Origin of the sequence: Qipengyuania flavescens (genome assembly GCF_029688735.1) — a bacterium.
Classification (GTDB): domain Bacteria; phylum Pseudomonadota; class Alphaproteobacteria; order Sphingomonadales; family Sphingomonadaceae; genus Qipengyuania.
Window position 1 is genome coordinate 119155 of sequence record NZ_JARULD010000005.1, and the last position, 23178, is coordinate 142332.

Below are 23178 nucleotides of genomic sequence, written 5' to 3' on the forward strand. Positions count from 1 at the left end.
ACGGCAAAAAGGGGCCGACAAACGCCGACCCCTCAATGGTTCGTTCAGGGCGAGTGCTTACTTGCTCTCGTCGGTGCTCTCGCTGGTGCCCGCTTCGGGTTTCTTGTCCGCAGGCTTTTTCTTCGCCGCCGCCTTCTTCTTCGGCTTGGCCTTCGCCTTGGGCGGGGCGGGGGTGAGCTCGAAGGAGGGCTTGCCATCCTTCATCGTTACCGACACCTCGCCGCCATCGGCGAGCTTGCCGAACAGCAATTCCTCCGCCAACGGCTGCTTGATCTTTTCCTGGATCAGGCGGCCCATCGGGCGCGCGCCATAGAGGCGGTCGTAACCCTTGTCCGCCAGCCAGGCGCGGGCATCCTTGTCGAACTGGATATCGACGTTCTGCTCGGCCAGCTGCAGTTCGAGCTGGAGGATGAACTTGTCGACCACGCGGGCGACGGTGTCCTTGCCGAGATAGCCGAACGGCACGATCGCATCGAGCCGGTTGCGGAATTCCGGCGTGAACATGCGCTTCACCGCTTCTTCGCTGGCATCTTCCTTCGAAACATCGCCGAACCCAATGCCCTGGCGCGCCATGTCGGCTGCCCCGGCATTGGTGGTCATGATCAGCACGACATTGCGGAAATCGACCGTCTTGCCGTGGTGGTCGGTCAGGCGGCCGTTATCCATTACCTGCAGCAGGATGTTGAACAGGTCTGGATGCGCCTTCTCGATCTCGTCCAGCAGCAGGATGCAGTGCGGGTTCTGGTCGATCGCATCGGTCAGCAGACCGCCCTGATCGTAACCGACATAGCCCGGAGGCGCGCCGATCAGGCGGCTGACGCTGTGACGTTCCATATATTCGGACATGTCGAAGCGCTTGAGCTCGATGCCCATGATGCTGGCGAGCTGGCGCGCGACTTCGGTCTTGCCGACGCCGGTCGGGCCGCTGAACAGGAAGCTGCCGATCGGCTTGTCCGGATCGCGCAGGCCCGCGCGGCTGAGCTTCATCGCGGTCGACAGGCGATTGACCGCCGAATCCTGCCCGAAGACGACATGCTTCAGATCGCGTTCGAGGTTTTCGAGCGCCTTCTTGTCGTCCTTGCTCACCGATTTGGGCGGGATACGCGCCATCGTTGCGATGACCGCCTCGATCTCGCGCGCGGTGATCTTCTTCTTGCGGCGGCTCGGCGGCACCAGCATCTGCATCGCCCCGACCTCGTCGATCACATCGATCGCCTTGTCGGGCAGCTTGCGGTCGTTGATGTAGCGCGCCGACAGCTCGACCGCCGTTTTCAGCGCATCCTGGGTGTAAGTCACCTTGTGATGATCCTGGAACGCGCTCTTGAGCCCCTTGAGGATCTTGATCGTGTCCTCGATCGTCGGCTCGTTCACATCGATCTTCTGGAACCGGCGCAGCAGCGCGCGATCCTTTTCGAAATGGTTGCGAAATTCCTTGTAGGTGGTCGAGCCGATGCAGCGGATCGCGCCGCTGGAGAGGGCCGGCTTCAGCAGGTTGGACGCATCCATCGCCCCGCCGCTGGTTGCGCCCGCACCGATCACCGTGTGGATTTCGTCGATGAACAGGATCGCCTCGGGCATGCCTTCGAGTTCGTTGACCACCTGCTTCAGGCGCTCCTCGAAATCGCCGCGATAGCGGGTGCCCGCCAGCAGCGCGCCCATGTCGAGCGAATAGATCACCGCGTCCTGCAGCACTTCGGGCACGTCGCCCTCGACGATCTTGCGCGCCAGGCCTTCGGCAATAGCCGTTTTCCCGACGCCCGGATCGCCGACATAGAGCGGGTTGTTCTTGCTCCGGCGGCACAGGATCTGGACCGTGCGGTCGACTTCGGGCCCGCGGCCGATCAGCGGATCGATCCGCCCATCCTCGGCCTTCTTGTTGAGATCGACCGTGAACTGGTCGAGCGCGGTTTCCTTCTTGGCGTTTTTGCCGTCGGCCTTTTCATCGCCCTGCGTTTCGGCACTTTCAGCCCCTTCGGCCGGGCGGCTTTCGATCTGCTTGCCGCCCTTGCCGATGCCGTGGCTGATGAAGCTCACCGCATCAAGGCGGCTCATGTCCTGCTGCTGCAGGAAGTACACCGCATAAGAATCGCGTTCGGAGAACAGCGCGACCAGCACGTTCGCGCCGGTTACGGTGTCCTTGCCGGAAGACTGGACATGCAGGATCGCACGCTGGATCACCCGCTGGAATCCGGCGGTGGGCTGCGGATCGGCGCTTTCGTCCGATTGCAGCGCCTGGTATTCCTGCTCGAGATACTGCTTCACCACCGCACCGAGCTCGCCGAGGTCCACGCCGCAGGCATTCATGACCTGCGCCGCATCGTCGTCTTCGATCAAGGCAAGCAGCAAGTGTTCGAGCGTGGCGTATTCGTGCCGCCGCTCGCCCGCGTCGCTGAGCGCTGCGTGGAGGGTTTTCTCGAGGTTTGCTGCAAAGCTTGGCATTCAGATGTCTCTTTCGTGGGACTCGCAGGGGGCGAGATGGAAGCAGCCTAGGCCAGGAAACTTGCCCAAAGCTGTATGTGCCGAAGATATGGGAACGGGGTCCGGATTTTTCAGCCCCTGCTGCTCCGCCCCGACCACCGCGCTATTCTTTCCGCCCGAACAGGGCCTCGGCAGCATCGCGATGTGCGGCAGCTTTGGAACGGTGGCTTTCCACCCGGGCAATCTCGGCCTGGAGCATGGCAATCCGATCGGCGAGTTCGTCCTGCGAATAGGGGCCGAGGTCTTCCGCAGCGAGCTTGCTCGCGGCGTCGCCTTTAGGGCGGGGACGATCCTCGTCTTCCATTGCCTGCCAGTGTTCCCCTCTCTCCGGTTGCTGTCAACGGGGCGCTTGGGTAATGCCCCCTCAAATGCGATGAGGCGTTGCAGCGCCGCACCGCGACCGGACCAGGGGCGGGCACACAGGGGAATTGCGTGACTGACGATCTACCCGAGACGATGACGGCGATGGGTTTCGACGATCCGGGCGGTCCGGATGTCCTGCGGCCGGAGACACTGCCGGTGCCGCAACCGGGCGAGAACCAGGTCCTGATCAAGGTCAGCCACGCGGGCGTCAACCGGCCCGATGTCATCCAGCGGCAGGGCTTCTATCCGCCGCCGCCCGGCGCTTCGCCGATCCCGGGGCTGGAGGTGTCGGGCACGGTCGTCGCCCTCGGTGACGGCACGCCGCCCGAAATGCTCGATCGCAAGGTTTGCGCGCTGGTCTCCGGCGGGGGCTATGCCGAATATTGCCTTGCAAATTCCGCGCACTGCCTCGCCGTGCCGGCCGGCATGGAGATGGACGTCGCGGCGGCGATTCCCGAAACGCTGTTCACCGTCTGGCACAATGTGTTCGAGCGCGGGTTCGCGCGCGACGGCGAAACCCTGCTGGTGCACGGCGGCACGTCGGGTATCGGCACCATGGCGATCATGCTCGCCAAGGCCTTCGAGATGACGGTCATCACCACGGCGGGTAGCGAGGAAAAATGCCAGGCGGCACGCGACCTCGGCGCGGATCTGGCGATCAACTACAAGGACGAGGATTTCGTCGAGAAGGCGAAGACGTTCACCGATGGCAAGGGCGTGGACGTGGTGCTCGACATGGTGTCGGGCGAGTACGTTGCGCGTAATATCGACTGCCTCGCCGAGGATGGCCGGCACGTGACGATCGCCGTGCTCGGCGGGCTCAAGGCCGAGATCAACATGGCCACCGTGATGCGCAAGCGGCTGGTGCTGACCGGCTCCACGCTGCGGCCCCGCTCGGACGAGTTCAAGGCGCTGCTCGCCGACGAAATCTACAACCACGCCTGGCCGCTGTTCGAAGACGGCACAATCCGACCGGTCATGGACCAGACCTTCCCGCTCGCCGAAGCGGGCGCGGCGCATGCGCGGATGGAGGGCGGCGACCACATCGGCAAGATCGTCCTCGCGGTCGGAGGGGACTGACTCCGAACCGTCGCAAAGTCTCGGTTCCGTAACCGCGCTGTGCGACGCGCGTAACATTCCTGCGGCAAGGCTTTCCCGATCATGCAGCGGGGAGTCCGATCATGACCGATCTGCCGAGCGGGTTCGAAGCCTTCCACAACGTCGCGAATTTTCCCTCGATCAAACCGGCCGTGCCTGAAGTCACCAAGGGCGAGCGGCGGCGCTTCCGCACCATCTGGATCAGCGATGTCCACCTCGGCACCAAGGGTTGCAATCACGAGCTGCTGATCGACTTCCTGGACCATACCGACAGCGACACCATGTACCTCGTCGGCGACATCATCGACGGCTGGCGGCTGAAGAAGAAGTTCTACTGGCCGGCCGAGCACAACGACATCGTCTGGCGTATTCTGAAGCGGGCGAAACGCGGAACGCGGATCGTCTACATCCCGGGCAATCACGACGAGATGGTGCGCCCATTCTGCGGCATGAATTTCGGCGGCGTCGAAATTCGGCGCGCAGCCTTCCACAATACGGCAGACGGGCGGCGCCTGATGGTGCTGCACGGCGACGAGTTCGACGCGGTCATGCTGGCCCACCGCTGGCTCGCCTTTGTCGGTGACGCTGCCTATCACGTGATGATGAAGCTGAACGGCTGGGTGGCGAATGTCCGCAAGCGGCTCGGCCTGCCCTACTGGTCGATTTCCAAGGCGGCCAAGCACAAGGTCAAGAACGCGGTCGAATTCATCGGCAAATATGAGGAAGTCGTCGCTCGTGCTGCCGGGGAGCGCGGGGTGGACGGCGTGGTCTGCGGCCATATCCACACGGCGGAATCGCGTGTGTTTCTGCACAACGGCAGTCCTGTCGAGTACTGGAACGATGGCGACTGGGTCGAAGGTTGCAATGCGCTGGTCGAATATCACGACGGGCGGATGGAAATCCTCGACTGGGCCGACGAAGTCGCGCGGCGCGACATTCCAGAGACTGCTGTCGAGCCGCAAGCAGAGCCGGAGGCGGCGTGACGGCATTGCCGCTCGATGCGCTTGGCGAGCGGGCGCGCTTGGCGCCTGCGCCAAGCTTGCCACGCCGGATCGCCATCGTCACCGATGCCTGGCTGCCGCAGATGAACGGCGTGGTCCGCACCTTGACCACGACCTGCGACCTTTTGCGCGAGCAGGGTCACGAGGTGCTGGTGATCTCGCCCGACCTGTTCGCAAGCCTTCCCTGCCCCACCTATCCCGAAATCCGCCTGGCTCTCGCTCCACCGGGGAAGGTCGCGAGTTTGCTGCAAGAGTTTTCGCCGGAAGCGATCCATATCGCCACCGAAGGCCCCCTCGGCATGACGGCACGGCGCTATTGCGCCCGCGCCGGAGTGGAGTTCACCACTGCTTACCACACGCAGTTTCCGGATTACGTCGCGCGGCGCACGCATCTGCCGGCGGGATGGTTCTGGCGCTACATTACCTGGTTCCACCGTCCGGCGAGCCGGGTCTTCGTCGCTACCGAGAGTATTCGCGGCGAGTTGCGCGAGCATAAATTGGGGCGCTTGCATCACTGGAGCCGCGGGGTCGACCTCGGCTGTTTTACACCCGATGCACCGCCGCCGCCTGAATTCACAGAACTGCCACGACCGATCCAGCTTTATGTAGGGCGCGTCGCGGTGGAGAAGAACATCGAGGCGTTCCTGTCGGGGCAGTATCCCGGCAGTAAAGTTGTCGTCGGTGATGGGCCGCAAATCGACGAGCTTCGTACAAAGTTTCCCGATACTGTGTTCCTGGGGCGAAAATCGGGCCGAGAGCTTGCCGGATGCTACGCCGGAGCGGACGTTTTCGTTTTCCCAAGCCGTACCGACACATTCGGCCTCGTCATGATCGAGGCGCTGGCTTGCGGGACACCCGTCGCGGCTTACCCCGTGGCTGGGCCGCGCGACATCGTGACCGACGATGTCGGCGCGCTGTCTGACGAGCTGGACCGGGCTATGGCCGCAGCACTATTTTGCGACCGAAAGGCTTGCGCCGCTTATGGCGCGACCTTCAGCTGGGAGGCTGCCACCGCGCAATTCCTCTCCGGCCTTGCGCCTGTCGCGGAAGGCGCGCTGCCCTCAGCCTAGGGATTCGCTTGCCGAATCCGGTCCGCTCGCCTACATCGAAAGCATACCGGCCGTCCCGCGAGGGGCGGCCTCTCTATTTTCAGACCCCGCGAAAAGGGCATAGATATGGCCGACCAACCCAAACCGCTGATGCCGCATGCGACCGCCACCTGGCTGGTCGACAACACCGGCTTGTCCTTCGAACAGATCGCCGAATTCTGCGGTCTCCATATTCTCGAAGTGCAGGCCATGGCGGACGACCTGGCGGGTAGCAAATACACCGGCCGCGATCCGGTCCATGCCGGCGAGCTGACGCAGGACGAGATCGCCAAGGGCGAGAAGGACAGCGAATATTCGCTCGTCATGCAGCGCGCGCCGGTCGCCGTCAGCCGTACAAAGGGGCCGCGCTACACCCCCGTGTCGAAGCGGCAGGACAAACCCGACGGTATCGCCTGGATCCTGCGCAACCACCCGGAAATCTCCGACGCGCAGATCGGCAAGCTGATCGGCACGACGCGCAACACGATCGGCGCGATCCGCGATCGCAGCCATTGGAACATCCAGAACATCCAGCCCAAGGATCCGGTGACGCTGGGCCTGTGCTCGCAGCGCGAACTCGACGCCGTCGTCGCAAAGGCCGCCAAGAAGGTCGCCAAGGAAGAAGGCGAGGAAACGGCAGTCGAAGCGCCCGTTAGCGGCACCAGCGATCGCGAGCGCCTGATTGAGGAACTGCGCGCCGAACGCGACGCGAATGAAAAGGCCGCGGCCGAAGCCGCGCAGGAAGCCGAAGCCGAAGAGTGGCTGCGGGCCAAGCGCGCTGCGGAAGAGGCCGGAGAAGCACCTGCCGCATCCGGCGAAGACGCCTGACAACAGCGCGGGCAGCGCCAAACCTAAATTGGGGCAGGGGAGGCAGACCGCTTCTTCTACCCTTTTTACTTGCCTTTAGGGCGGGATGCCGCATGTAACTGACATGGATGTAAGCAAGCTCCCGAATTTCCATCCCCTGCCTTGGGATACCGAATTCGAGCCCATGGCTCTTCCCGACATGTTCGCGCGCACGGTCGAGCGACGAGGCGATGCGTCGCTTCTGCATTTTCTCGGCCGCAGTTACAGCTACAACGAGCTTTTCATCGAGGCGCACGCCTTCGCTCGCGCTCTGCAGGCCCGGGGGATCGCGCCCGGGGACCGGGTCGGCCTGTTCCTGCCCAATGTGCCGAGCTACGTTTCCGCTTACTACGGCGCGATGATGGCGGGTGCGGTGGTGGTGAATTTCTCACCGCTCTACTCCGTCGACGAACTGGCGCAGCAGGTGGCGGATTCGGGCACGCGGCTGCTCGTGACCGTCGATGTCCCCGAACTCTATGCGACGGCCGAGAAAGTGCTGCGTGGCTCGGCGCTCGAAACGCTGGTCGTGAGCAAGCTTTCGGCGATGCTGCCGAAGTTCAAGGGCATTGCGCTGCGAATTTTCGGCCGCGGCAAGATTGCTTCGGTTAAATTCGGCGAAGACGTCCTCGACTGGACGACGCTGATCGACGGCGCGCCGCAGCAAGCGGACTTGCCCCATGTGGAGCCGCAGGCGATCGCGCTGCTACAATATACGGGCGGTACAACTGGCGTCCCCAAGGGCGCGATGCTCTCGCACACCAATCTCAGCGTGAATGCCCAGCAGACGGCCGGCCTCAACCCGTTCGGCGATCCGACGAGCGAAGTGTTCATGGGCGCGTTGCCGTTCTTCCATGTCTTCGCCAATACCGCGCTGCTGAACCATGCCGTATTCACCGGCGCAGCCATCGCCATGGTGCCGCGCTTCGAGACCAAGCAAGTGCTGCAGACGATCGAGCGCTACGGCGCGACCGGCTTCCCCGGCGTGCCGACGATGTTCCAGGCGCTGCTCGATCATCGGGATCTAGCGAAAACCGATCTCTCCACCCTCAAGGTCTGCATCTCCGGCGGTGCGCCGCTTCCCGGACCGCTTCGCGAGAAATTCGAGGCTGCGACGGGCGTCCGGCTGGTCGAGGGTTATGGCCTCACCGAAAGTTCGGGCGTGGTGTCGGCCAACCCCTATGAAGGCCAGCGCAAGCTCGGCACGATCGGCCAGGTCGTCATGGGCACCGAGGTGCTGCTGCTCGACAAGGAGGATCCCACGGTGCTGGCGTCGGAGGGCGAACCGGGCGAACTGGCGCTCCATGGCCCGCAGATCATGCAGGGTTACTGGAAACGGCCCGAGGCTGCGAAGGATGTCTTCGTCGAACATCACGGCAAGCAATGGCTGCGTACCGGCGATGTTGCGACGCTCGACAGCGATGGCTTCCTCGAGATCGTCGACCGGATCAAGGACATGATCTCTGTCGGCGGCTTCAAGGTCTTCCCCAGCCAGGTCGAGGATGTACTGCTGGAAAACGACGCCGTGAAGGAAGCGCTCGTGATCGGTGTGCCCGATGATTATCTCGGCGAACGCCCGCGCGCCTATGTGACGCTGAACGCGGATGCGGATGCTAGTGGCGACCAGCTGGCGGAATGGATGAATGCTCGTGTCGGCAAGCACGAACGCGTCGAAAGCGTGGTTGTGCGCGAGGAATTGCCCAAGACGATGATCGGCAAGCTCGATCGCAAGGCCCTGCGCGCCGAAGTTTTTGGCTGAGGCGGCAATAAGAACCTGCGCCGAAGTTTTCGGCTGAGGCCGCGCAAGAAGAAGGCCGCCGGCGTCGTTGCGCGGACGGCCCTCATCCCCTCCAAACGGAAAAATCAGTTGGCGACCGAAAGCTCCGGCTTGCTGCCCTGCGGCGTGGCGGCGGGCTGCGACGCCTTCTGCGCGTCGCGATGGGCGAAGCGGCCTTCGACCTGCGCGCCCTGCTCGATCGTCAGCGCGTCGTAAAACACGTCGCCGTCGATCTTGGCGGTCTTGAGGATCACCAGTTCTCGCGCCGTGATCGATCCGGTCACCGTGCCGGCGAGCCGGGCGGTTTCCGCCGTGATCGCGCCGGTGACCTTGCTGGTTTCGCCCTGGACGAGGCTGTCGCAGGCGATGTCGCCTTCGACTGAGCCGTCGATGTGCAGGTCGGCCGAGGCCTTGATGTCGCCCTTGATCGACAGGTCCGATCCCAGGACCGAGAAGGTCGAGTTGTTCTTGCTGGCCATGCTGCGTCCCCCGTTAGTCGGCGCGGGCGAGCTGGGGAGCTCGTCGGATTTCTTCGAGAACATGGGGGGCGGTCTCCAGGAAGGTGCGCGGGTTCACCGCGCGATTGTTGATGCGGACCTCGAAATGGAGGTGCGGACCGGTCGAGCGACCGGTGCTGCCGATGGCGCCAATGGTCTGGCCGGGCTCCACCCGCTCGCCGACCTTCGCACGGAAGGCGGACATGTGGGCGTAGCGGGTCATCAGGCCGTTGCCATGGGTAATCTCCAAGGTCTTGCCGTAACCAGACTTCCAGCCAACGTAGCTCACGCGACCGGCGGCGGCGGCATAGATCGGCTCGCCGCGGGGGCCGCGGAAATCGAGGCCGCTGTGCATGGCGGCGGCACCGGTGAACGGGTCGCGGCGATAGCCATAGCTCGAAGTGACCATGTCGACCGATGCCGGAGCGACTTGGGGGACGCCGGCGAGGCCGTTCTCGAGCGCGGACATGCGGGCAATCGAGAGGCCAAGGCGCTCGAAGCGCGGATCGATGGTGCCGTCGGCGGAGGTGGCAAGCTTTTCCAGCGGACCACCCATCGCGCTGCGATCGGCGCTGCGGATCATGCTGTCGGGATTGAGGCCGAGCTGCTTGAGGGCCGATGCCGCCTTCTTCGCGCGCCAGTCGGCATAGCGGGTCAGGCCTTCGACGAAGGCCAGCTGGCGGGCTTCGATGCGAGCGAGTTCGGCGGCTTCGGGGATCGATGCGCTGACCTTTTCGACCGTGGCTGCCGCTTCGGTCGTGGAATCGGACACGTTTTCGACAGACTTCACGTCTTCGGGCAGCGAGGCGACCATGTCCTCGATGAATTCCTGCCGCTTGACGAGATCGCTGGTGACCGCGTCGAGATTGCCGCGATAGGCGTTCACGCGTTCGGTTGCCGTGGCGACCTTGGCTTCGCGGTCGAGCAGTGAGAGGCGATCGGCGGTCGCGCGATACTGCGTCCAGCCGGCGATCGCCATCGACACGGCCCAGATCGTGAGGACCGCCACGGCAATGGCCGCGGCGGTCATCTGCACCCGCGATGAAATGGTGATGAAGCGAACCTGGCCTTCCGATCGCATGAAAAATTCGCGATCCGGGAACCAGCTACGCAAGCGGCTCCCCCAGCCGGTGGAGGCTTTTGTGTTGTTCAAAACGACCCGTCCCTTATGGTCTTACGTCCCTGGGTGAGATCATTACCAGCGGTTCCCGACCAAATCTAATCGAGTTCCCGATTAATCTACGAGTCGAAGCCTTGGTGCGATGAGTCGTTTCGTCGCCGCGGAATTTTGCTGCGCGATCCGGGAACGAAAGATTAAGTGCTTGTTTACCAGTGGCTTGCAGCGCACCGGTCCGGCTTTGTGCAAAGCTTTGTATAAAAACGACAATTATCGCGGGAGCTTCTCTTTGGGTGGGAATCGGCGAATCGGACTGCTCGGTGGTAGCTTCAATCCGGCGCACGGCGGCCATCGTAGGATTTCGCTGTTTGCCCGCGACGCGCTGAAGCTCGACGAGGTCTGGTGGCTGGTTTCGCCCGGCAATCCGCTCAAGCCGCGCAAGGGCATGGCACCCCTTCCGGCACGGGTTGGCTCCGCCATCGCCCAGGCACGCCACGCGCCGATCCGGGTGACCGCGATCGAGCGGCAGCTTGGCACCCGCTATACCGTCGATACGCTGGCAGCGCTCGCCCGGCGCTACCCGAAGAAGCAATTCGTCTGGCTCATGGGCTCCGACAATCTTGCCCAGTTCCACCGCTGGCGCGACTGGCGCAGGATAGCGCGCACTATGCCGATTGCAGTCATTGCGCGTCCCGGCTATACCGATGCCGTCGTCGCAAGCCCCGCGATGGCCTGGCTGAGGCGCTTCCGCGTGCCGCTGTCCAGCCTTACCAATGGGGGCGCTTGGAGTGCACCGGCACTGGTGACTTTGCGTTTCGATCCCGATCCCAGATCGGCCACGGCCATCCGCCGCGGCGATCCCGATTGGGCCGCTCGCTTCACCGGGCTACCCGTGCGGGACCAGCTGACACACCGGATCATATCGGCGCGGGAGGAAACCCGTGCGCCATGATGCGCGTTGTTTCTCTCATGTCCTTCTACGCCCCTCGATCCAGGAGTACTGCATCCGCCTATGACACAGGCGCACACCGACCCGGCGCAGACCGGGCAGGCCAAGGTGATCCCGATGACCAAGGCTGACACCGATCCGCTGCTCGACCTCGTGCTCGCGCAGCTCGACGACGACCAGGCGCAGGACGTCGTTTCCATTCCTCTCGAAGGCAAGAGTTCGATCGCCGATCACATGATCATCGCGTCGGGCCGCTCGACCCGGCAGGTCGCTTCGATCGCGCAGAAGCTGGCCGAGAAGATCAAGCAGGCCGGTTTCGGCCCCGTGAAACTCGAAGGCCTGCCCGCGGCCGACTGGGTCCTGCTGGATGCCGGTGACGTCGTGGTTCACCTTTTCCGCCCGGAAGTCCGCAGCTTCTACAATCTGGAGCGGATGTGGGCCTTCGGAGACGCACCGCCGGTGGCCGGCACGGCGTAATTGTTTTTCGCGCCTGCTTGCGCGGGTGCGCTATCCTCGCTCACGCGACCTGACGGTCGCATCGCTGCGGGCGGCCGCTTGGCCTTGCCTCGCCTTCGGCTCGGTGCTCTGGGAGGGGCGAGCGTTGGAGGGTCATCTTGCTTTTGCACATCATCGCGCGCGGGAAGATTGCTCGGTCGCCCGAGGCGGAGCTGGTTGCGCGGTATGAGAAGCGGCTGACATGGCCGCTCAAGCTTACCGAGTTGCCCGAAACCGGCGGGCGCATTCCCGAGCCGCAAGCGCCGTTCAAGACCGTGCTGCTCGACGAACGCGGCAAGGACCTGTTGTCCGAGGACTTCGCTGCCATTCTCGGGCGGTGGCGCGACGACGGGATGCGCGAATGTCGCTTCGTCCTCGGTGCAGCTGATGGGCATTCGGAGGAGGAGCGGCGCGGCGCGGATCTGCTCCTCGCCTTCGGCAGCGCTACCTGGCCGCATCTTCTTGCGCGCGCCATGCTGGCCGAGCAACTTTATCGCGCGACCACCATCCTTGCCGGCCACCCCTATCATCGAAGCGGCTGATGGTGCAGGACTGACGCCATGATCCGGCCTGCGCTTCCCTTGGTCGCCTTACTCGCACTCGGCGTGGCGGCTCTCTCACTGGAGCCACTCGGCGCGCAATCGACGACCGAGTTCCGCACGGCGGGCGAAGCGCGCGAAGCGCTCGATGCCGCGCGGCAGCAGCAGCGCAATGCCAGGGCGCGTGGAGAACGGCTGGAGCAGCAGGCGGCCCGCTCGAGCGAGGCGGCGGAAAAGAAGGCCGCCGAGGCCGCCGCACTGGCGGCACGCGTCCAGCAGGCCGAAGCTGCGATCACTGCAGCAGAAGCGCGTCACGCCATTGCCATCCGGCAACGTCGCGCGCTCGACTCCCGTCTGGCGGAGCGCCGCGAACCTCTCATCCGGTTGACCGGTGCATTGCAGAGCATGTCGCGGAGACCGTTGACGCTCTCGGCCCTGCAACCGGGTTCGTTGCGTGACCTGGTACATACGCGCGCGGTCCTTGACAGCACGATCCCGCAAGTGCGCAAACGGACTGCAGCGCTGCGGTCGGAACTGGATCGCGCCCGGGCTCTCGAAGCCGAAGCGCGCGCTGCGCTGGTCGACCGCCGGCAGAGCGAGGCGGAGCTTGCCGCACGCCGCACCGAACTGGTCGCGGCCGCCCAGCGCGAGCGTCTGGTAGCACAACAGGCTTCCGGCGGCGCCGACCGCGAGGCGCAGCGCGCGCTCGTCCTCGCCGAGCAGGCCCGCGATTTGGATACTCTCGTCGGACAGCTCGAAGAAGCCGGATCGCTGCGTAGCGAACTGGCGGCCTTGCCCGGTCCGATCATCCGCCCCCCAAATCCTTCGCAGGCCAGCTTGTCCGCCACACCTTCACCGAGAGCAAGCGCCACCGCGCCGCCCGCACGTTATATACTGCCCGTCGCTGGGCGTGTTGCACGCGGGTTCGGAGAAAGCGGCGAGGGTGGTCCGCGCGAATCAGGCATCGTTCTCGTGACCCGGCCAAAGGCACAAGTCGTAGCTCCCGGGGCAGGCCGGGTCGTATTCGCCGGTCCCTATCGCGGGTACGGGCGGATCGCGATCGTCGAGCATGCCAATGGCTGGACCAGCCTGGTGACCGGACTGGGATCTCTGGACGTGGATGTCGGTCAGGATGTAACGGCGGGGACGGCGCTCGGCCTCGCCGCATCTGGGTCGCAGGGCGTTTCGCTGGAGCTGCGCCGCGACGGCGAACCGGTGAACCCGCTCGACTATCTGCAATAGGCTTCCGTCGATTTCGGCTTCACTATTCTGCAATCGCCCGCTCATGTGGTATTAAGCGGGGCTGCGATAAGCCGCCACCGACAATTGGAGATACTCCGCCGATGACAATCGCCGCCCTGCTACGTTCTGCCGCCCTCGTGACCGCCGTCGCGCTGATCCCCGCGACCACGGCGAGCATGGCGCAGGTCGAAGGCCGGGCGGGTCCGGAGTTCGCCAAGGTCATGGCGGTCTATCAACGCATCAAGGCGAGCTACGTCGACCAGGTCGATGACGACAAGCTCATGCGCGGCATGATCGACGGAATGCTGACCTCGCTCGATCCGCATTCGGGCTATCTCGACGGCAGCGATCTCCAGCGGCTCGAGACCATGATCGACGGCAATTATTCCGGCCTCGGCCTGTCGGTCGTGATGGAAGATGGCGCGGTCAAGATCATCTCGCCTTTCCGCGGTAGCCCCGCCGACAAGGCCGGTCTGAAGGCGGGTGATTTCATCACGCATCTTGACGGCAAGCTGATCGTCGGCGGCAGCCTCGACGAGGCGGTGGCGCAGATGCGCGGGCCGGAAGGCACGTCGATCGGGCTGACCGTGTTCCGCCCCGGCCGTGACGAGCCGTTCGATGTGACTGTGACGCGCGGCGTGATCGAGCTCGAGCCCGTCACATGGGAGCTCGAAAGCGGCAATATCGGCCATATCATGATCAACGAGTTCTCGCGTGACGTGGGCAGCGATGTCTTCGCGGCGTGGGAGGATTTGCAGAGCCAGGCCTCAGGACGCCTCAACGGGCTGGTCCTCGATCTGCGCTCCAACCCGGGCGGAAGCCTCGACGAGGCGGTGGCGCTGTCCGATCTCTTCCTCACCGAAGGGCGCATCGTTTCGCAGCGCGGCCGTGCGCGGGGCGAGAATATCTATTACGACGCCGAAACGGTATTCCGCGGCGACATCGCGCAGGACGTACCGATCATCGTGCTGATCGACGAAGGTTCGGCTTCGGCCTCGGAAATCGTCGCCGGGGCGCTGAAGGACCATCGCCGCGCGATCGTCATGGGCCAGCGCAGCTTCGGCAAGGGCAGCGTGCAATCGCTCCTCCCGCTCGGCCGCGATGCCGCGCTTAAGCTGACGACGGCGCGCTACTACACGCCGTCAGGTCACTCGGTGCAGGAAGGCGGCATCAAGCCGGACATCGCCGTGCCGCAGTTGTCGGACCCGGACCTGGCGAAGAAATCGCGCTTCACCGTGCGCGAGTCGGACTTGCGCGGCCATCTGGTCAACGAAGCGGGACTTGCTGACGAGGCGATGGAGCGCGACCAGCGCGACGATCCGCGGTTTCAGCTGACCGCCGAGGAACTCGAAGAGCAGGGGATCGAGGATTTCCAGCTGCATTATGCGCTGGAGACGCTTCGCCGCACCTCGCCGAACACGGTTGCCCGCCGCGCCAACTAGGCTAAACGACTGGGTATGAGCCTGTCTCCATCATCGCGGCTGGCCCGCGTGCTGGCCATTGCGGTCCCGGCGCTGCTGCTGGGCGGAGCCTACGTCTCCCAATACGGCTTTGGCCTGTACCCGTGCGAAATGTGCTGGTGGCAGCGCTGGCCGCATTTCGCTGCGGTCGGGCTCGCTCTGCTGGCGTTCCTCGCTCCGCCGCAGCGGTTCTGGACCGGCCTCGCGGCGATCGCCATCCTCGTCTCCGGCGGGATCGGGCTGTTCCATGCCGGTGTCGAATACGGTTGGTGGGAGGGGATCACCTCCTGTGCGGCCACGGTCACGAGCGGGGGCGGAAGCGCGCTCGACGATATCATGAATGCTCCGCTGACGCGCTGCGACGAACCGGCCTGGACGCTGTTCGGGATCAGCCTGGCGGGCTACAACTTCCTCATCTCTACTGCAGCCGGCATTGCCATTCTCGCCCTGCTGGCAAAGGATCGCCGCGTATGACTCCAATCTCGAAAAAGGTCCCCGACCACATCGCCCGCATGATTCGTGTCGATCAGGCCGGAGAATTCGGCGCGACGCGTATCTACGCCGGCCAGCTCGCCGTGATGGGCGACCGTGGCCCCGACTCCGCAGAGATAGCCGGCATGGCCGAGCAGGAAGCCGGACACCGCGAGAAGTTCGATGAACTGATGGCGCGCCGCGGCGTACGACCTACCATTTTGCAGCCGTTCTGGGATCGCGCCGGTTTCGCGCTGGGCGCCGTGACCGCGCTGATCGGGCCCGAAGCCGCTATGGCCTGCACCGCCGCAGTCGAGACCGAGATCGACGATCACTATTCACGCCAGCTCGACCGGCTGATGGAAACCGGCGAAGATCCGGAGCTCGCCGCCATGATCGAGGAATTCCGCGAAGACGAACGCGAACACCGTGACGCCGCGCTGGCCGCAGGGGCCGAGCGCGCACCGGCCTATCCGGTGCTCTCCGCAGTCATCCGTGCAGGCTGCCGCGCCGCGATCGGCATTTCGCAGCGCATCTGAGGGAACATCGCAGGCGTTTCGCGCGCTTCATAGACAGTTCACCGGCGCGCGCGCCCTATGTGCGCCACACACGTTCCGAGAGGCCATGATGACCAGACTGCTTACCCCGATCGCTTCCGCAGCCGCTCTTGCCGCCGCCATCGTGGCCGCGCCCGTTGCGGCGCAGACCCCGGTCGAGACCGGCGACGACAGCTACAACATGGTCATCGTCTACGGCGACGACCAATGCCCGGAAAGCACAGGCGATGTCATCGTCGTCTGCGCACGCAAGGATGAAAACGAGCGCTATCGGATCCCCGAGCGCCTGCGCTTCTCCGACGATCCGGCGAATCAGGCGTGGGCCGAGCGGGTCGAACAGCTCGAATATGTCGGCGCATCGGGCATCATGTCCTGCTCGCCGACCGGCGCGGGCGGCTTCACCGGTTGCACCCAGGAACTTATCCGCGAGGCTTACGCGGATCGGGAAAATTCCTCCGAAGTCCGCTTCGGCCAGCTCGTCGCCGAAGCGCGGGCCGAACGGCTCGAGGGCATCGATGCCGAAGCCGCTGCCGAGCAGGAGCGGGTCGAGATGATCGAGCGCGAATACATGGAACGGCTCGAACGCGAACGCGCCGGTGTCGCACCGGGCGAGGCTACCGAAACGCCCGATCCCGTGATCGAGACGGACGGCGACCGCGAAGTCGAAGACCTGGCGCGCCCGCCCGAAGGCTGAGCGCGCATTTTTGGTTCAGCCCTTGTCGAGGGCGATATCCGGCGCGTCTTCCTGTTTCATGCCGACGACGTGATAACCGGCGTCGACATGGTGAGTCTCGCCGGTCACGCCCGATGACAGGTCGGACAGGAAATAGAGGCCCGATCCGCCGACATCCTCGATCGTGATATTGCGCCGTAGCGGCGAGTTCAGCTCGTTCCACTTCAAGATATAACGGAAATCGCCGATCCCGCTCGCCGCCAGCGTCTTGACGGGCCCAGCACTGATCGCATTCACGCGAATATTCTGCGGGCCAAGGTCATTGGCAAGATACTGCACGCTGGTCTCGAGCGCCGCCTTGGCGACACCCATGACATTGTAATGCGGTATGACCTTTTCCGCGCCGTAATAGGTCAGCGTGACGATCGAGCCACCGTCCGGCATCATCTCCGCGGCCCGCTTGGTCACCGCCACCAGGGAATAGGCGGAGATATTCATCGTCATCAGGAAATTGTCGAGGCTGGTGTCGACGTATTTGCCGCGCAGCTCGCTCTTGTCGGAAAAGCCGATGGCGTGGACGACGAAATCGATCGTGTCCCAGCGCGATTTCAGTGTGTCGAACGCCCGGTCGAGCGCTTCCATGTCGGATACGTCGCATTCGAATACGAAGTCGCTGCCGAGCTGCTCGGCAAGCGGGCCGACGCGCTTTTTCAGCGCCTCGCCCTGATAGGAAAACGCAAGCTCCGCGCCGTGCTCGGCGAGCTTCTTGGCAATGCCCCAGGCCAGCGACTTGTCGTTGGCAAGGCCCATGATCAGCCCGCGTTTGCCCTGCATCAATCCGCTCATGCCGTGCCCTCTTCTTCCGCTTCCTTCGCCAGTTCCGCCCGTCTCCGGTCGTCAGCCTGGCCGATGGTGTTCATTTCCTCTTCCGGCGTCTCCGCGAGCGCCGCGTTCAGTTCCGCGCCGATAACCACGCCGAGGCCGACAAGCCAGAAAAAGAACAGCGCGATCATGATCCCGGCCAGGCTGCCGTAGGTGAGATTGTAGGTGAAGAAACTGCGCAGCACCAAGGGTAGCAGGGTCGTCACCAGGATCCACCAGACGGTCGTGAACAGCACGCCGGGCCATTTCGGATAGCGGCGCGCGCGGTACCGCGACGGGGTCAGCGTGTAGAAGATGAGATAAAGCGAACCGAACAGGCCCAGTGCCGGAATGATGCGCGAAAGGCGCAAATCGCTGACCCTGTCGACGAGGTCGGGGAAATAGGCCTCGATCACTTGCTGCGCCGCCCCGATCGCAATCTGCGCGATAAGGGAAAGCATCAACAGCAGTACCGCGCCCAGAATTACGCCCGACGAGAACAGCCGGTATTTCCAGAAGGCGTGGGTCAGCTTGGTGCCGTAGGCGCGGCGCAGGATGTCGCGGATCGTCTCGATCAGGCTGCCGACCGTCCACAGCGCCACGGCGGCACCGGCCCACAGCAGCCACCCGCTGCGCGAATTGATGACGTCGCGCGCGACCGGCTCGATGACGTTGCCGACACTGGGCGGCAGGGTCACGAGGATGGCGTTGATCGATGCGGCGCGGTCGCTTTCCTCGCCGATCAGCGAGAACAGCGCTGCCCCGAGAATGAAAAACGGGAAGATCGAGAACATCGCCAGATAGGCGAGGTTGCCCGCGTGAATAAAGCCGTCGTTGAAGGTGCCGACGGCCGTGCGCTTGGCGACTTCCCAGGCCCGCGTCCCGGGCCCAACCCGCTCGACCACGCGGCCGCGCAAGGTCGCCGCGTGCTGGCGGCGTGCTTCGGGGGACAGCGACTGGACTTCGCGCTCTTCCTCGCTTGGAAGATCGTTTGCACTCAAACGGCTACACCCCGAGCTTGCTGCGTGGGTCGCTGTCGTCCTTCCAGCCTTCGAGCCGCTTGGCAAGCTCCGCGAGATCGCCGGGCAGCTGGATTTCCAGCGTGACGAGCTGGTCGCCGCGGGTTCCGTTCTTCCTGGTGAAGCCTTTGCCCTTCAGGCGCAGCACCGTGCCGCCGTCCGTGCCGGGTTTGATCGTCATCATCACGGGGCCGTCGACCGTGGGCACGCGCACTTTGCCGCCATTTACCGCCTCGTCGAGCGTGATCGGCAGGTCGAAGCGCACATCGTCGCCATCGCGCTTGTAGAGCTTGTGCCGGTCGATCTCGATCGTGACGAGCCCGTCGCCGGCACCGCCCGGTCCCTGCTCGCCTTTGCCCTTCAGGCGCATCTGGGTGCCGTTCTCGACCCCCTTGGGCAGCTTGAGATCGATGGTCTTGCCGTCGGCCAGCGTAATGCGCTGGTCCTTCAGCGTCGCCGCTTCGACGAAGGGGACGCGCAGGCGATAGCCGATGTCCGATCCTTTGGGGGGCGGGGCACGGCGACCTCCGCCGAAAGGTCCGCCGCCCATGCCGGACGATCGCGCCCTGCCGCCGCCGAACAGGCCTTCGAATATATCGCCGAGATCGGCTTCCTGTCCGAATCCCTGGAAATCCTCGGCGCGATAGCCACGCTGCCCGCCACCGCCGCCGAAGCCGCCACCCCCGCCCATACCGGCGAAGGGATTGGCCGGGTTGCCATCGGCATCGATCTCGCCGCGGTCGAACTGGGCGCGCTTGTCCTTGTCGGACAACAGATCGTAAGCCTGCGTGACCTGGCTGAACCGCTCAGAAGCCTGCGGATTGTCCTTGTTGCGGTCGGGGTGGAGCTCCTTCGCCAGCTTGCGATAGGCGCTCTTGATGTCCTTCTCCGACGCGCCGCGGGCGACGCCGAGAGTGGAATAGGGATCGCGGGAATTGGTAGCCATCAAGCGTGTTAGCTAGGTGCAACAGCGCTTCCGCGCAAGCGCGAGTGGTTCCCCACGCGGACGGATGCGGTTAGGGGATGGCCGATGCGCAGCGATTGTCTCCATAATGCGAACCTGTTTTGCCCCAAACGGGCGCGCATGCGTTTTGCTCCTGAACCGACTCCCATTGCCTAGGACCAGCCCGATGCAGACCGACGAAAGTGCTATTCCCAAGGCGGATCCTTTTTCGCTGTTCGAGGTGTGGTTCGGCGAGGCCAAGGCGAGCGAGCCGAACGATCCCAACGCCATGGCGCTTGCCACGGCCACCGCCGACGGGATGCCGTCGGTCCGGATGGTGCTGCTGAAAGCGCGCGGCGTCGACCAGGGCGAGGGCGGCGGGTTCGTCTTCTATACCAATGCCGAAAGCCGCAAGGGCGAGCAGATTCGCGCCAACATGCGCGCTGCGCTGCTGTTCCACTGGAAGAGCTTGCGCCGCCAGATCCGCATCGAAGGCCCGCTGGAAGAGGTCGATCCTGCACAGGCCGACGACTATTTTCATTCCCGCCCCCGCCCCTCGCAGATCGGCTCGGCCGCCAGCGACCAGTCGCGCCCCTTGCCGGACCGGCAAGTCTATCTCGACCGGGTGGCCGCACTGGAGGAACGCTATCCCGAGGGCGATATCCCGCGCCCGTCGCACTGGACCGGCTTCCGGCTGAGTCCGCGCCGGATCGAATTCTGGCAGGACCGCGAATATCGTCTGCACGACCGGCGGCTGTTCACGCGGAGCAGCGCGACGGAAGCGTGGGACGACACGCTGCTTTATCCATGAAGCAATATTGATGACCGACGACCGCACCCGACTCGCCCGCAGCGCAGCATTCGCCTCTATCACGGTGGCGGTGATCCTGGTTGCGCTGAAAAGCTGGGCGAGCTGGCGAACCGGATCGACTGCCATGCTCGGCAGCCTTGCCGATTCCGCGCTCGATCTGATCGCGAGTATCGCGACGCTGACCGGCGTGTGGATCGCGTCCATGCCGGCGGACGAGGATCACCGGTTCGGCCATGGCAAGGCGGAAGCGCTGGCAGCGATCTTCCAGGTCATGCTGATTGCATTGTCGGCTTTCGGAATCGCGGCCCGTGCGATCATGCAATTGTCCGGTCAGGTCGAAACTGCGGCAGCCGAAGAGGGGATCGCCGTCTCGCTGATCGCCATCGTTCTGACGTTCGCGCTGCTGGCGTGGCAGCGCTATGTGGTGAACAGGACGCGCAGTCTCGCGATCCAGACCGATCACCTGCACTACAAGTCCGATCTGCTGCTCAATCTCGCGGTGATCTCCGCGCTCGCGCTCGACCAGTTTGCAGCGCTTGGCATTGCCGATCCGCTCTTCGGCCTCGCCATCGCCGCATGGCTGGCATGGGGCGCATGGCGAGGGGCGAGCGATGCGGTCGACGACCTGATGGATCGCGAATGGCCCGAGGACAAGCGGCTCGCCTTCGTCGAAGCGGCGGCCCGGCATCCCGAGCTCACCAACCTGCACGATCTGCGCACCCGCACCAGCGGCCACCGCGATTTCGCGCAATTCCATGTCGACCTGCCGCCGATCATGACGGTGGAGGAAGCGCATGACATTATCGAGCGGGTGGAAGCCGACCTGTGCCAGCGCTTCCCGGGGCTCGAATTGCTGATCCATATCGATCCCCAGGGTCATGTCGACGAGCCGGACAATCCGCTGGTCGAGGACAACGAATTCGCCAAGCTGGAGAAAGATGCATGACCACCGCACTGCCCTATTGGCATGTCGACGCCTTCGCCGACCGCCCGTTTGCCGGCAACCAGGCCGCGGTGATGCCGCTCGATGCGTGGCTCGATGATAAGGTGCTCCAGGCCATCGCCGAAGAAAACAATTTCGCCGAGACCGCTTTTGTGGTGCCCGATGCCAGTGGCGAGGCCGACTACGAACTGCGCTGGTTCACGCCGACCGAGGAAGTGCGCTTATGCGGCCATGCCACCTTGGCGAGCGGCCACGTGCTGCTGACCCGCGACGGGGGCGAGCGCGTGACCTTTCGCACGCGGCGCGCGGGCAATCTGGAGGTCAGGCAAGCGGGCTCGGCATACGAACTGGGGCTTCCAATAATCCCCACCGAACCCGGATCGTGGGACGAGGCGGCGGTGTTGCTGGGCGCGGAGCCGCGCGAGATTTGGCTCAATCCCGAGGGATACGGGATCTATCTATTCGACGACGAGGAGACGGTGCGCGGGCTCGGCCCCGACATGCGCGGGTTACGGGCATTGGGGAACGACCAGTTCATCTGCACGGCGCAGGGCGGCGAGGCCGATGTCGTCAGCCGGGTGTTCGTGCCGGGTGGCGGTGTCGACGAGGACAGCTTCACCGGCTCGGCTCACGCGGCGCTTACGCATTTCTGGACCAAACGGCTCGGGTGCGAAAGCTTCACCGCGTTCCAGGCATCGCAGCGCGGGGGACGTGCTACATGCCGCCGCGAAGGCGACCGGGCCATCCTGTCCGGCCCCTGCGTCACAGTAGTAGAGGGGCGTTTCCTGCTGCCCTAGCTTGCCGGGTAAAGCTCGATAATGTCGGCGAGCTGCTGAAGCATGGCCTTGCGCTCCGGCGCATCCGAGTGACCAAGGCGCACGACGGTCAGCTTCTGGCTTGGCGAGACGAAGATATATTGCCCCATGTGCCCGATCGCGGAAAAGGCGCTGTGCGGCGCTCGGTCGGGAAACAGCGGATGTTCCTCGCCGTCGGGTAGCGGGCGATTGAGCCAGGTCTGCAGGCCGTAATGCGGGCTTGCTGGGCTGGGTTCGAGCATTTCCTCGACCCACTGGCGCGGCACCAGCTGCTCGCCCTTCACCGATCCCTTGTTGCGCAAAAGCTCGCCGAACCTGGCCCAGTCGCGGGCATTGGCATGGATCAAGCTGCCGCCGATCAGCGTGCCCGCGCGGTCGAATTCCGGCACGGCGCTGGTCATTCCCAGCGGCCCGAAGAGGCGCGCCCGGAGGTAGTCGGCCACCGCCTTGCGGCGCGCGTCGGGATTGGTGCTCTCGGTCAGCGCACGCGCCGCGATATCGGCCAGGATCACCGTGGTGTTCGAGGAATATTCGAAGCGCGAACCCGGCTCCGCTTCGAGCGGCTGGGCAGTGGCGTAATCGGCCATGTCGTCGCGCCCGTCGAGGAACAGCATCCGCACCTCGCTGCTCTCGTAGGGCGGATCGCCCGCCTCGGTATGCTCGAGGCCGGAGCGCATCTGGAGCAATTGGCGCAAGGTGATCTCGGCGCGTGGGTCGCCGGTGCGCTGCCAGCGCGGTACGGGGGCGGGCGCATCGAGCCGCAGCTGCCCATCTGCCACCAGCATGCCGATCATCACCGCAGTCACCGTCTTGGCCATCGACCAGCTGATGAAGCGCGTCTGCGGCCCGTAACCTTCGCCGTAGCGTTCGACCGCAATTTCGCCGCCATGCATAACGACCAGCGCCCGTGTGTCGCCCAGCCCGTCGAGCGTGAATAGCTGGTCCGATTCGCGTGCCAACGCCTTGGTCGGCGCGCCCGGATCGTCCTTCACCGCTGCCAGCGCTTCCTCGCTCAGCGGCGGCTCTTCGGCAGGGCCGGAGCCGCCGCACGCGGCAAGGCTTGTGGCGGCGAGGGCAAGCGCGATAAGGGGGGCGGTCCGCAGGGGCATGACGCGTCACTCGCACGAAGGAATCCGAC

The 23178-nt window shown here is 64.6% G+C and carries 24 protein-coding genes; 16 read left to right on the plus strand and 8 right to left on the minus strand.

The features are described 5' to 3' along the window. Window positions 1-57: 57 nt before the first annotated feature. On the minus strand, window positions 58-2439 hold the full coding sequence (gene clpA / locus P8R33_RS13305; protein ID WP_278329451.1) for an ATP-dependent Clp protease ATP-binding subunit ClpA: 2382 nt from the start codon (window positions 2437-2439) through the stop codon (window positions 58-60). A gap of 142 nt (window positions 2440-2581) precedes the next feature. Beyond that, window positions 2582-2782: a DUF1192 domain-containing protein gene (locus tag P8R33_RS13310; protein ID WP_278329452.1), complete on the minus strand. Its 201-nt coding sequence runs from the start codon at window positions 2780-2782 to the stop codon at window positions 2582-2584. A 161-nt stretch (window positions 2783-2943) separates the two neighbouring features. Between P8R33_RS13310 and P8R33_RS13315 the strand changes: the two genes are divergently transcribed. From P8R33_RS13315 to P8R33_RS13335, 5 genes are all read left to right on the plus strand, one after another. Further along, window positions 2944-3921 carry an NAD(P)H-quinone oxidoreductase gene (locus tag P8R33_RS13315; RefSeq protein WP_446532521.1) on the plus strand — a complete coding sequence of 326 codons (978 nt, stop codon included), beginning with the start codon at window positions 2944-2946 and terminating at the stop codon, window positions 3919-3921. A 101-nt stretch (window positions 3922-4022) separates the two neighbouring features. Beyond that, on the plus strand, window positions 4023-4922 hold the full coding sequence (locus P8R33_RS13320) for a UDP-2,3-diacylglucosamine diphosphatase (protein WP_278329454.1): 900 nt from the start codon (window positions 4023-4025) through the stop codon (window positions 4920-4922). Window positions 4923-5023: 101 nt separating this feature from the next. After that, entirely contained in the window at window positions 5024-6010 is a 987-nt protein-coding gene (locus tag P8R33_RS13325; RefSeq protein WP_278329568.1) for a glycosyltransferase family 4 protein, read from the plus strand. Between the two features lie 105 nt (window positions 6011-6115). After that, window positions 6116-6856 carry a DUF1013 domain-containing protein gene (locus P8R33_RS13330; protein WP_278329455.1) on the plus strand — a complete coding sequence of 247 codons (741 nt, stop codon included), beginning with the start codon at window positions 6116-6118 and terminating at the stop codon, window positions 6854-6856. A gap of 103 nt (window positions 6857-6959) precedes the next feature. Continuing rightward, on the plus strand, window positions 6960-8630 hold the full coding sequence (locus P8R33_RS13335) for a long-chain-fatty-acid--CoA ligase (protein WP_278329456.1): 1671 nt from the start codon (window positions 6960-6962) through the stop codon (window positions 8628-8630). A 104-nt stretch (window positions 8631-8734) separates the two neighbouring features. Here the strand turns inward: P8R33_RS13335 and P8R33_RS13340 are convergent, their stop codons facing one another. Both P8R33_RS13340 and P8R33_RS13345 read right to left on the minus strand, forming a co-directional pair. Next, entirely contained in the window at window positions 8735-9127 is a 393-nt protein-coding gene (locus tag P8R33_RS13340) for a bactofilin family protein (protein ID WP_278329457.1), read from the minus strand. A gap of 13 nt (window positions 9128-9140) precedes the next feature. Continuing rightward, entirely contained in the window at window positions 9141-10298 is a 1158-nt protein-coding gene (locus P8R33_RS13345; RefSeq protein ID WP_278329458.1) for a M23 family metallopeptidase, read from the minus strand. 253 nt (window positions 10299-10551) lie between these two features. Between P8R33_RS13345 and P8R33_RS13350 the strand changes: the two genes are divergently transcribed. The 8 genes from P8R33_RS13350 to P8R33_RS13385 all read left to right on the plus strand — a co-directional run bounded on the left by P8R33_RS13350 (window position 10552) and on the right by P8R33_RS13385 (window position 16669). Continuing rightward, window positions 10552-11214 carry a nicotinate-nucleotide adenylyltransferase gene (locus P8R33_RS13350; protein WP_278329459.1) on the plus strand — a complete coding sequence of 221 codons (663 nt, stop codon included), beginning with the start codon at window positions 10552-10554 and terminating at the stop codon, window positions 11212-11214. Window positions 11215-11328: 114 nt separating this feature from the next. Continuing rightward, complete coding sequence (rsfS, locus tag P8R33_RS13355; RefSeq protein ID WP_278329570.1) at window positions 11329-11688, plus strand: ribosome silencing factor; 360 nt, start codon at window positions 11329-11331, stop codon at window positions 11686-11688. A gap of 137 nt (window positions 11689-11825) precedes the next feature. Then, window positions 11826-12248 carry a 23S rRNA (pseudouridine(1915)-N(3))-methyltransferase RlmH gene (locus tag P8R33_RS13360; protein WP_278329460.1) on the plus strand — a complete coding sequence of 141 codons (423 nt, stop codon included), beginning with the start codon at window positions 11826-11828 and terminating at the stop codon, window positions 12246-12248. A gap of 18 nt (window positions 12249-12266) precedes the next feature. Further along, window positions 12267-13487 carry a murein hydrolase activator EnvC family protein gene (locus P8R33_RS13365; RefSeq protein WP_278329461.1) on the plus strand — a complete coding sequence of 407 codons (1221 nt, stop codon included), beginning with the start codon at window positions 12267-12269 and terminating at the stop codon, window positions 13485-13487. A gap of 101 nt (window positions 13488-13588) precedes the next feature. After that, on the plus strand, window positions 13589-14929 hold the full coding sequence (locus P8R33_RS13370) for a S41 family peptidase (protein ID WP_278329462.1): 1341 nt from the start codon (window positions 13589-13591) through the stop codon (window positions 14927-14929). Between the two features lie 15 nt (window positions 14930-14944). Continuing rightward, window positions 14945-15421, plus strand: coding sequence for a disulfide bond formation protein B (locus tag P8R33_RS13375; RefSeq protein ID WP_278329463.1), 477 nt, complete (start codon window positions 14945-14947; stop codon window positions 15419-15421). Next, the gene (locus tag P8R33_RS13380; protein WP_278329464.1) at window positions 15418-15957 is read left to right on the plus strand and encodes a demethoxyubiquinone hydroxylase family protein; all 540 of its coding nucleotides are present in this window, start codon (window positions 15418-15420) and stop codon (window positions 15955-15957) included. The genes P8R33_RS13375 and P8R33_RS13380 overlap by 4 nt, the downstream gene beginning before the upstream one ends. 88 nt (window positions 15958-16045) lie before the next feature. Continuing rightward, complete coding sequence (locus tag P8R33_RS13385; RefSeq protein ID WP_278329465.1) at window positions 16046-16669, plus strand: hypothetical protein; 624 nt, start codon at window positions 16046-16048, stop codon at window positions 16667-16669. Between the two features lie 15 nt (window positions 16670-16684). Here P8R33_RS13385 and fabI read toward each other — a convergent pair whose 3' ends face one another. From fabI to P8R33_RS13400, 3 genes are read right to left on the minus strand one after another with little or no spacing between them, the layout of a single operon-like run. Beyond that, entirely contained in the window at window positions 16685-17494 is an 810-nt protein-coding gene (gene fabI / locus P8R33_RS13390; protein ID WP_278329466.1) for an enoyl-ACP reductase FabI, read from the minus strand. Then, the gene (locus tag P8R33_RS13395) at window positions 17491-18510 is read right to left on the minus strand and encodes a YihY/virulence factor BrkB family protein (RefSeq protein WP_278329467.1); all 1020 of its coding nucleotides are present in this window, start codon (window positions 18508-18510) and stop codon (window positions 17491-17493) included. The genes fabI and P8R33_RS13395 overlap by 4 nt, the downstream gene beginning before the upstream one ends. Before the next feature lie 4 nt (window positions 18511-18514). Then, a complete protein-coding gene (locus P8R33_RS13400) occupies window positions 18515-19474 on the minus strand; it encodes a DnaJ C-terminal domain-containing protein (RefSeq protein WP_278329468.1) in 960 nt (319 codons plus the stop codon). A 184-nt stretch (window positions 19475-19658) separates the two neighbouring features. Between P8R33_RS13400 and pdxH the strand changes: the two genes are divergently transcribed. Genes pdxH through P8R33_RS13415 form a run of 3 tightly spaced genes read left to right on the plus strand, consistent with a single transcriptional unit; the run spans window position 19659 to window position 22022 of the window. Then, window positions 19659-20282, plus strand: a complete 624-nt coding sequence (gene pdxH, locus P8R33_RS13405; RefSeq protein WP_278329469.1) for a pyridoxamine 5'-phosphate oxidase — start codon at window positions 19659-19661, stop codon at window positions 20280-20282. A 10-nt stretch (window positions 20283-20292) separates the two neighbouring features. Beyond that, on the plus strand, window positions 20293-21228 hold the full coding sequence (locus P8R33_RS13410) for a cation diffusion facilitator family transporter (RefSeq protein ID WP_278329470.1): 936 nt from the start codon (window positions 20293-20295) through the stop codon (window positions 21226-21228). Beyond that, window positions 21225-22022 carry a PhzF family protein gene (locus P8R33_RS13415; RefSeq protein WP_278329471.1) on the plus strand — a complete coding sequence of 266 codons (798 nt, stop codon included), beginning with the start codon at window positions 21225-21227 and terminating at the stop codon, window positions 22020-22022. The genes P8R33_RS13410 and P8R33_RS13415 overlap by 4 nt, the downstream gene beginning before the upstream one ends. Here P8R33_RS13415 and P8R33_RS13420 read toward each other — a convergent pair. Continuing rightward, on the minus strand, window positions 22019-23149 hold the full coding sequence (locus tag P8R33_RS13420) for a serine hydrolase domain-containing protein (protein ID WP_278329472.1): 1131 nt from the start codon (window positions 23147-23149) through the stop codon (window positions 22019-22021). The two genes, P8R33_RS13415 and P8R33_RS13420, sit on opposite strands and share 4 nt — an antisense overlap. Window positions 23150-23178 lie beyond the last annotated feature (29 nt).

What these genes read in the sequence shown, in the direction of transcription:
- clpA (WP_278329451.1), bottom strand. Translation starts at nt 2,439, where the DNA reads ATGCCAAGCTTTGCAGCAAACCTCGAGAAAACCCTCCACGCAGCGCTC.
- P8R33_RS13310 (WP_278329452.1), bottom strand. Translation starts at nt 2,782, where the DNA reads ATGGAAGACGAGGATCGTCCCCGCCCTAAAGGCGACGCCGCGAGCAAG.
- P8R33_RS13315 (WP_446532521.1), top strand. Translation starts at nt 2,944, where the DNA reads ATGGGTTTCGACGATCCGGGCGGTCCGGATGTCCTGCGGCCGGAGACA.
- P8R33_RS13320 (WP_278329454.1), top strand. Translation starts at nt 4,023, where the DNA reads ATGACCGATCTGCCGAGCGGGTTCGAAGCCTTCCACAACGTCGCGAAT.
- P8R33_RS13325 (WP_278329568.1), top strand. Translation starts at nt 5,024, where the DNA reads ATGAACGGCGTGGTCCGCACCTTGACCACGACCTGCGACCTTTTGCGC.
- P8R33_RS13330 (WP_278329455.1), top strand. Translation starts at nt 6,116, where the DNA reads ATGGCCGACCAACCCAAACCGCTGATGCCGCATGCGACCGCCACCTGG.
- P8R33_RS13335 (WP_278329456.1), top strand. Translation starts at nt 6,960, where the DNA reads ATGGATGTAAGCAAGCTCCCGAATTTCCATCCCCTGCCTTGGGATACC.
- P8R33_RS13340 (WP_278329457.1), bottom strand. Translation starts at nt 9,127, where the DNA reads ATGGCCAGCAAGAACAACTCGACCTTCTCGGTCCTGGGATCGGACCTG.
- rsfS (WP_278329570.1), top strand. Translation starts at nt 11,329, where the DNA reads ATGACCAAGGCTGACACCGATCCGCTGCTCGACCTCGTGCTCGCGCAG.
- P8R33_RS13365 (WP_278329461.1), top strand. Translation starts at nt 12,267, where the DNA reads ATGATCCGGCCTGCGCTTCCCTTGGTCGCCTTACTCGCACTCGGCGTG.
- P8R33_RS13370 (WP_278329462.1), top strand. Translation starts at nt 13,589, where the DNA reads ATGACAATCGCCGCCCTGCTACGTTCTGCCGCCCTCGTGACCGCCGTC.
- P8R33_RS13375 (WP_278329463.1), top strand. Translation starts at nt 14,945, where the DNA reads ATGAGCCTGTCTCCATCATCGCGGCTGGCCCGCGTGCTGGCCATTGCG.
- P8R33_RS13380 (WP_278329464.1), top strand. Translation starts at nt 15,418, where the DNA reads ATGACTCCAATCTCGAAAAAGGTCCCCGACCACATCGCCCGCATGATT.
- P8R33_RS13385 (WP_278329465.1), top strand. Translation starts at nt 16,046, where the DNA reads ATGACCAGACTGCTTACCCCGATCGCTTCCGCAGCCGCTCTTGCCGCC.
- fabI (WP_278329466.1), bottom strand. Translation starts at nt 17,494, where the DNA reads ATGAGCGGATTGATGCAGGGCAAACGCGGGCTGATCATGGGCCTTGCC.
- P8R33_RS13400 (WP_278329468.1), bottom strand. Translation starts at nt 19,474, where the DNA reads ATGGCTACCAATTCCCGCGATCCCTATTCCACTCTCGGCGTCGCCCGC.
- pdxH (WP_278329469.1), top strand. Translation starts at nt 19,659, where the DNA reads ATGCAGACCGACGAAAGTGCTATTCCCAAGGCGGATCCTTTTTCGCTG.
- P8R33_RS13410 (WP_278329470.1), top strand. Translation starts at nt 20,293, where the DNA reads ATGACCGACGACCGCACCCGACTCGCCCGCAGCGCAGCATTCGCCTCT.
- P8R33_RS13415 (WP_278329471.1), top strand. Translation starts at nt 21,225, where the DNA reads ATGACCACCGCACTGCCCTATTGGCATGTCGACGCCTTCGCCGACCGC.
- P8R33_RS13420 (WP_278329472.1), bottom strand. Translation starts at nt 23,149, where the DNA reads ATGCCCCTGCGGACCGCCCCCCTTATCGCGCTTGCCCTCGCCGCCACA.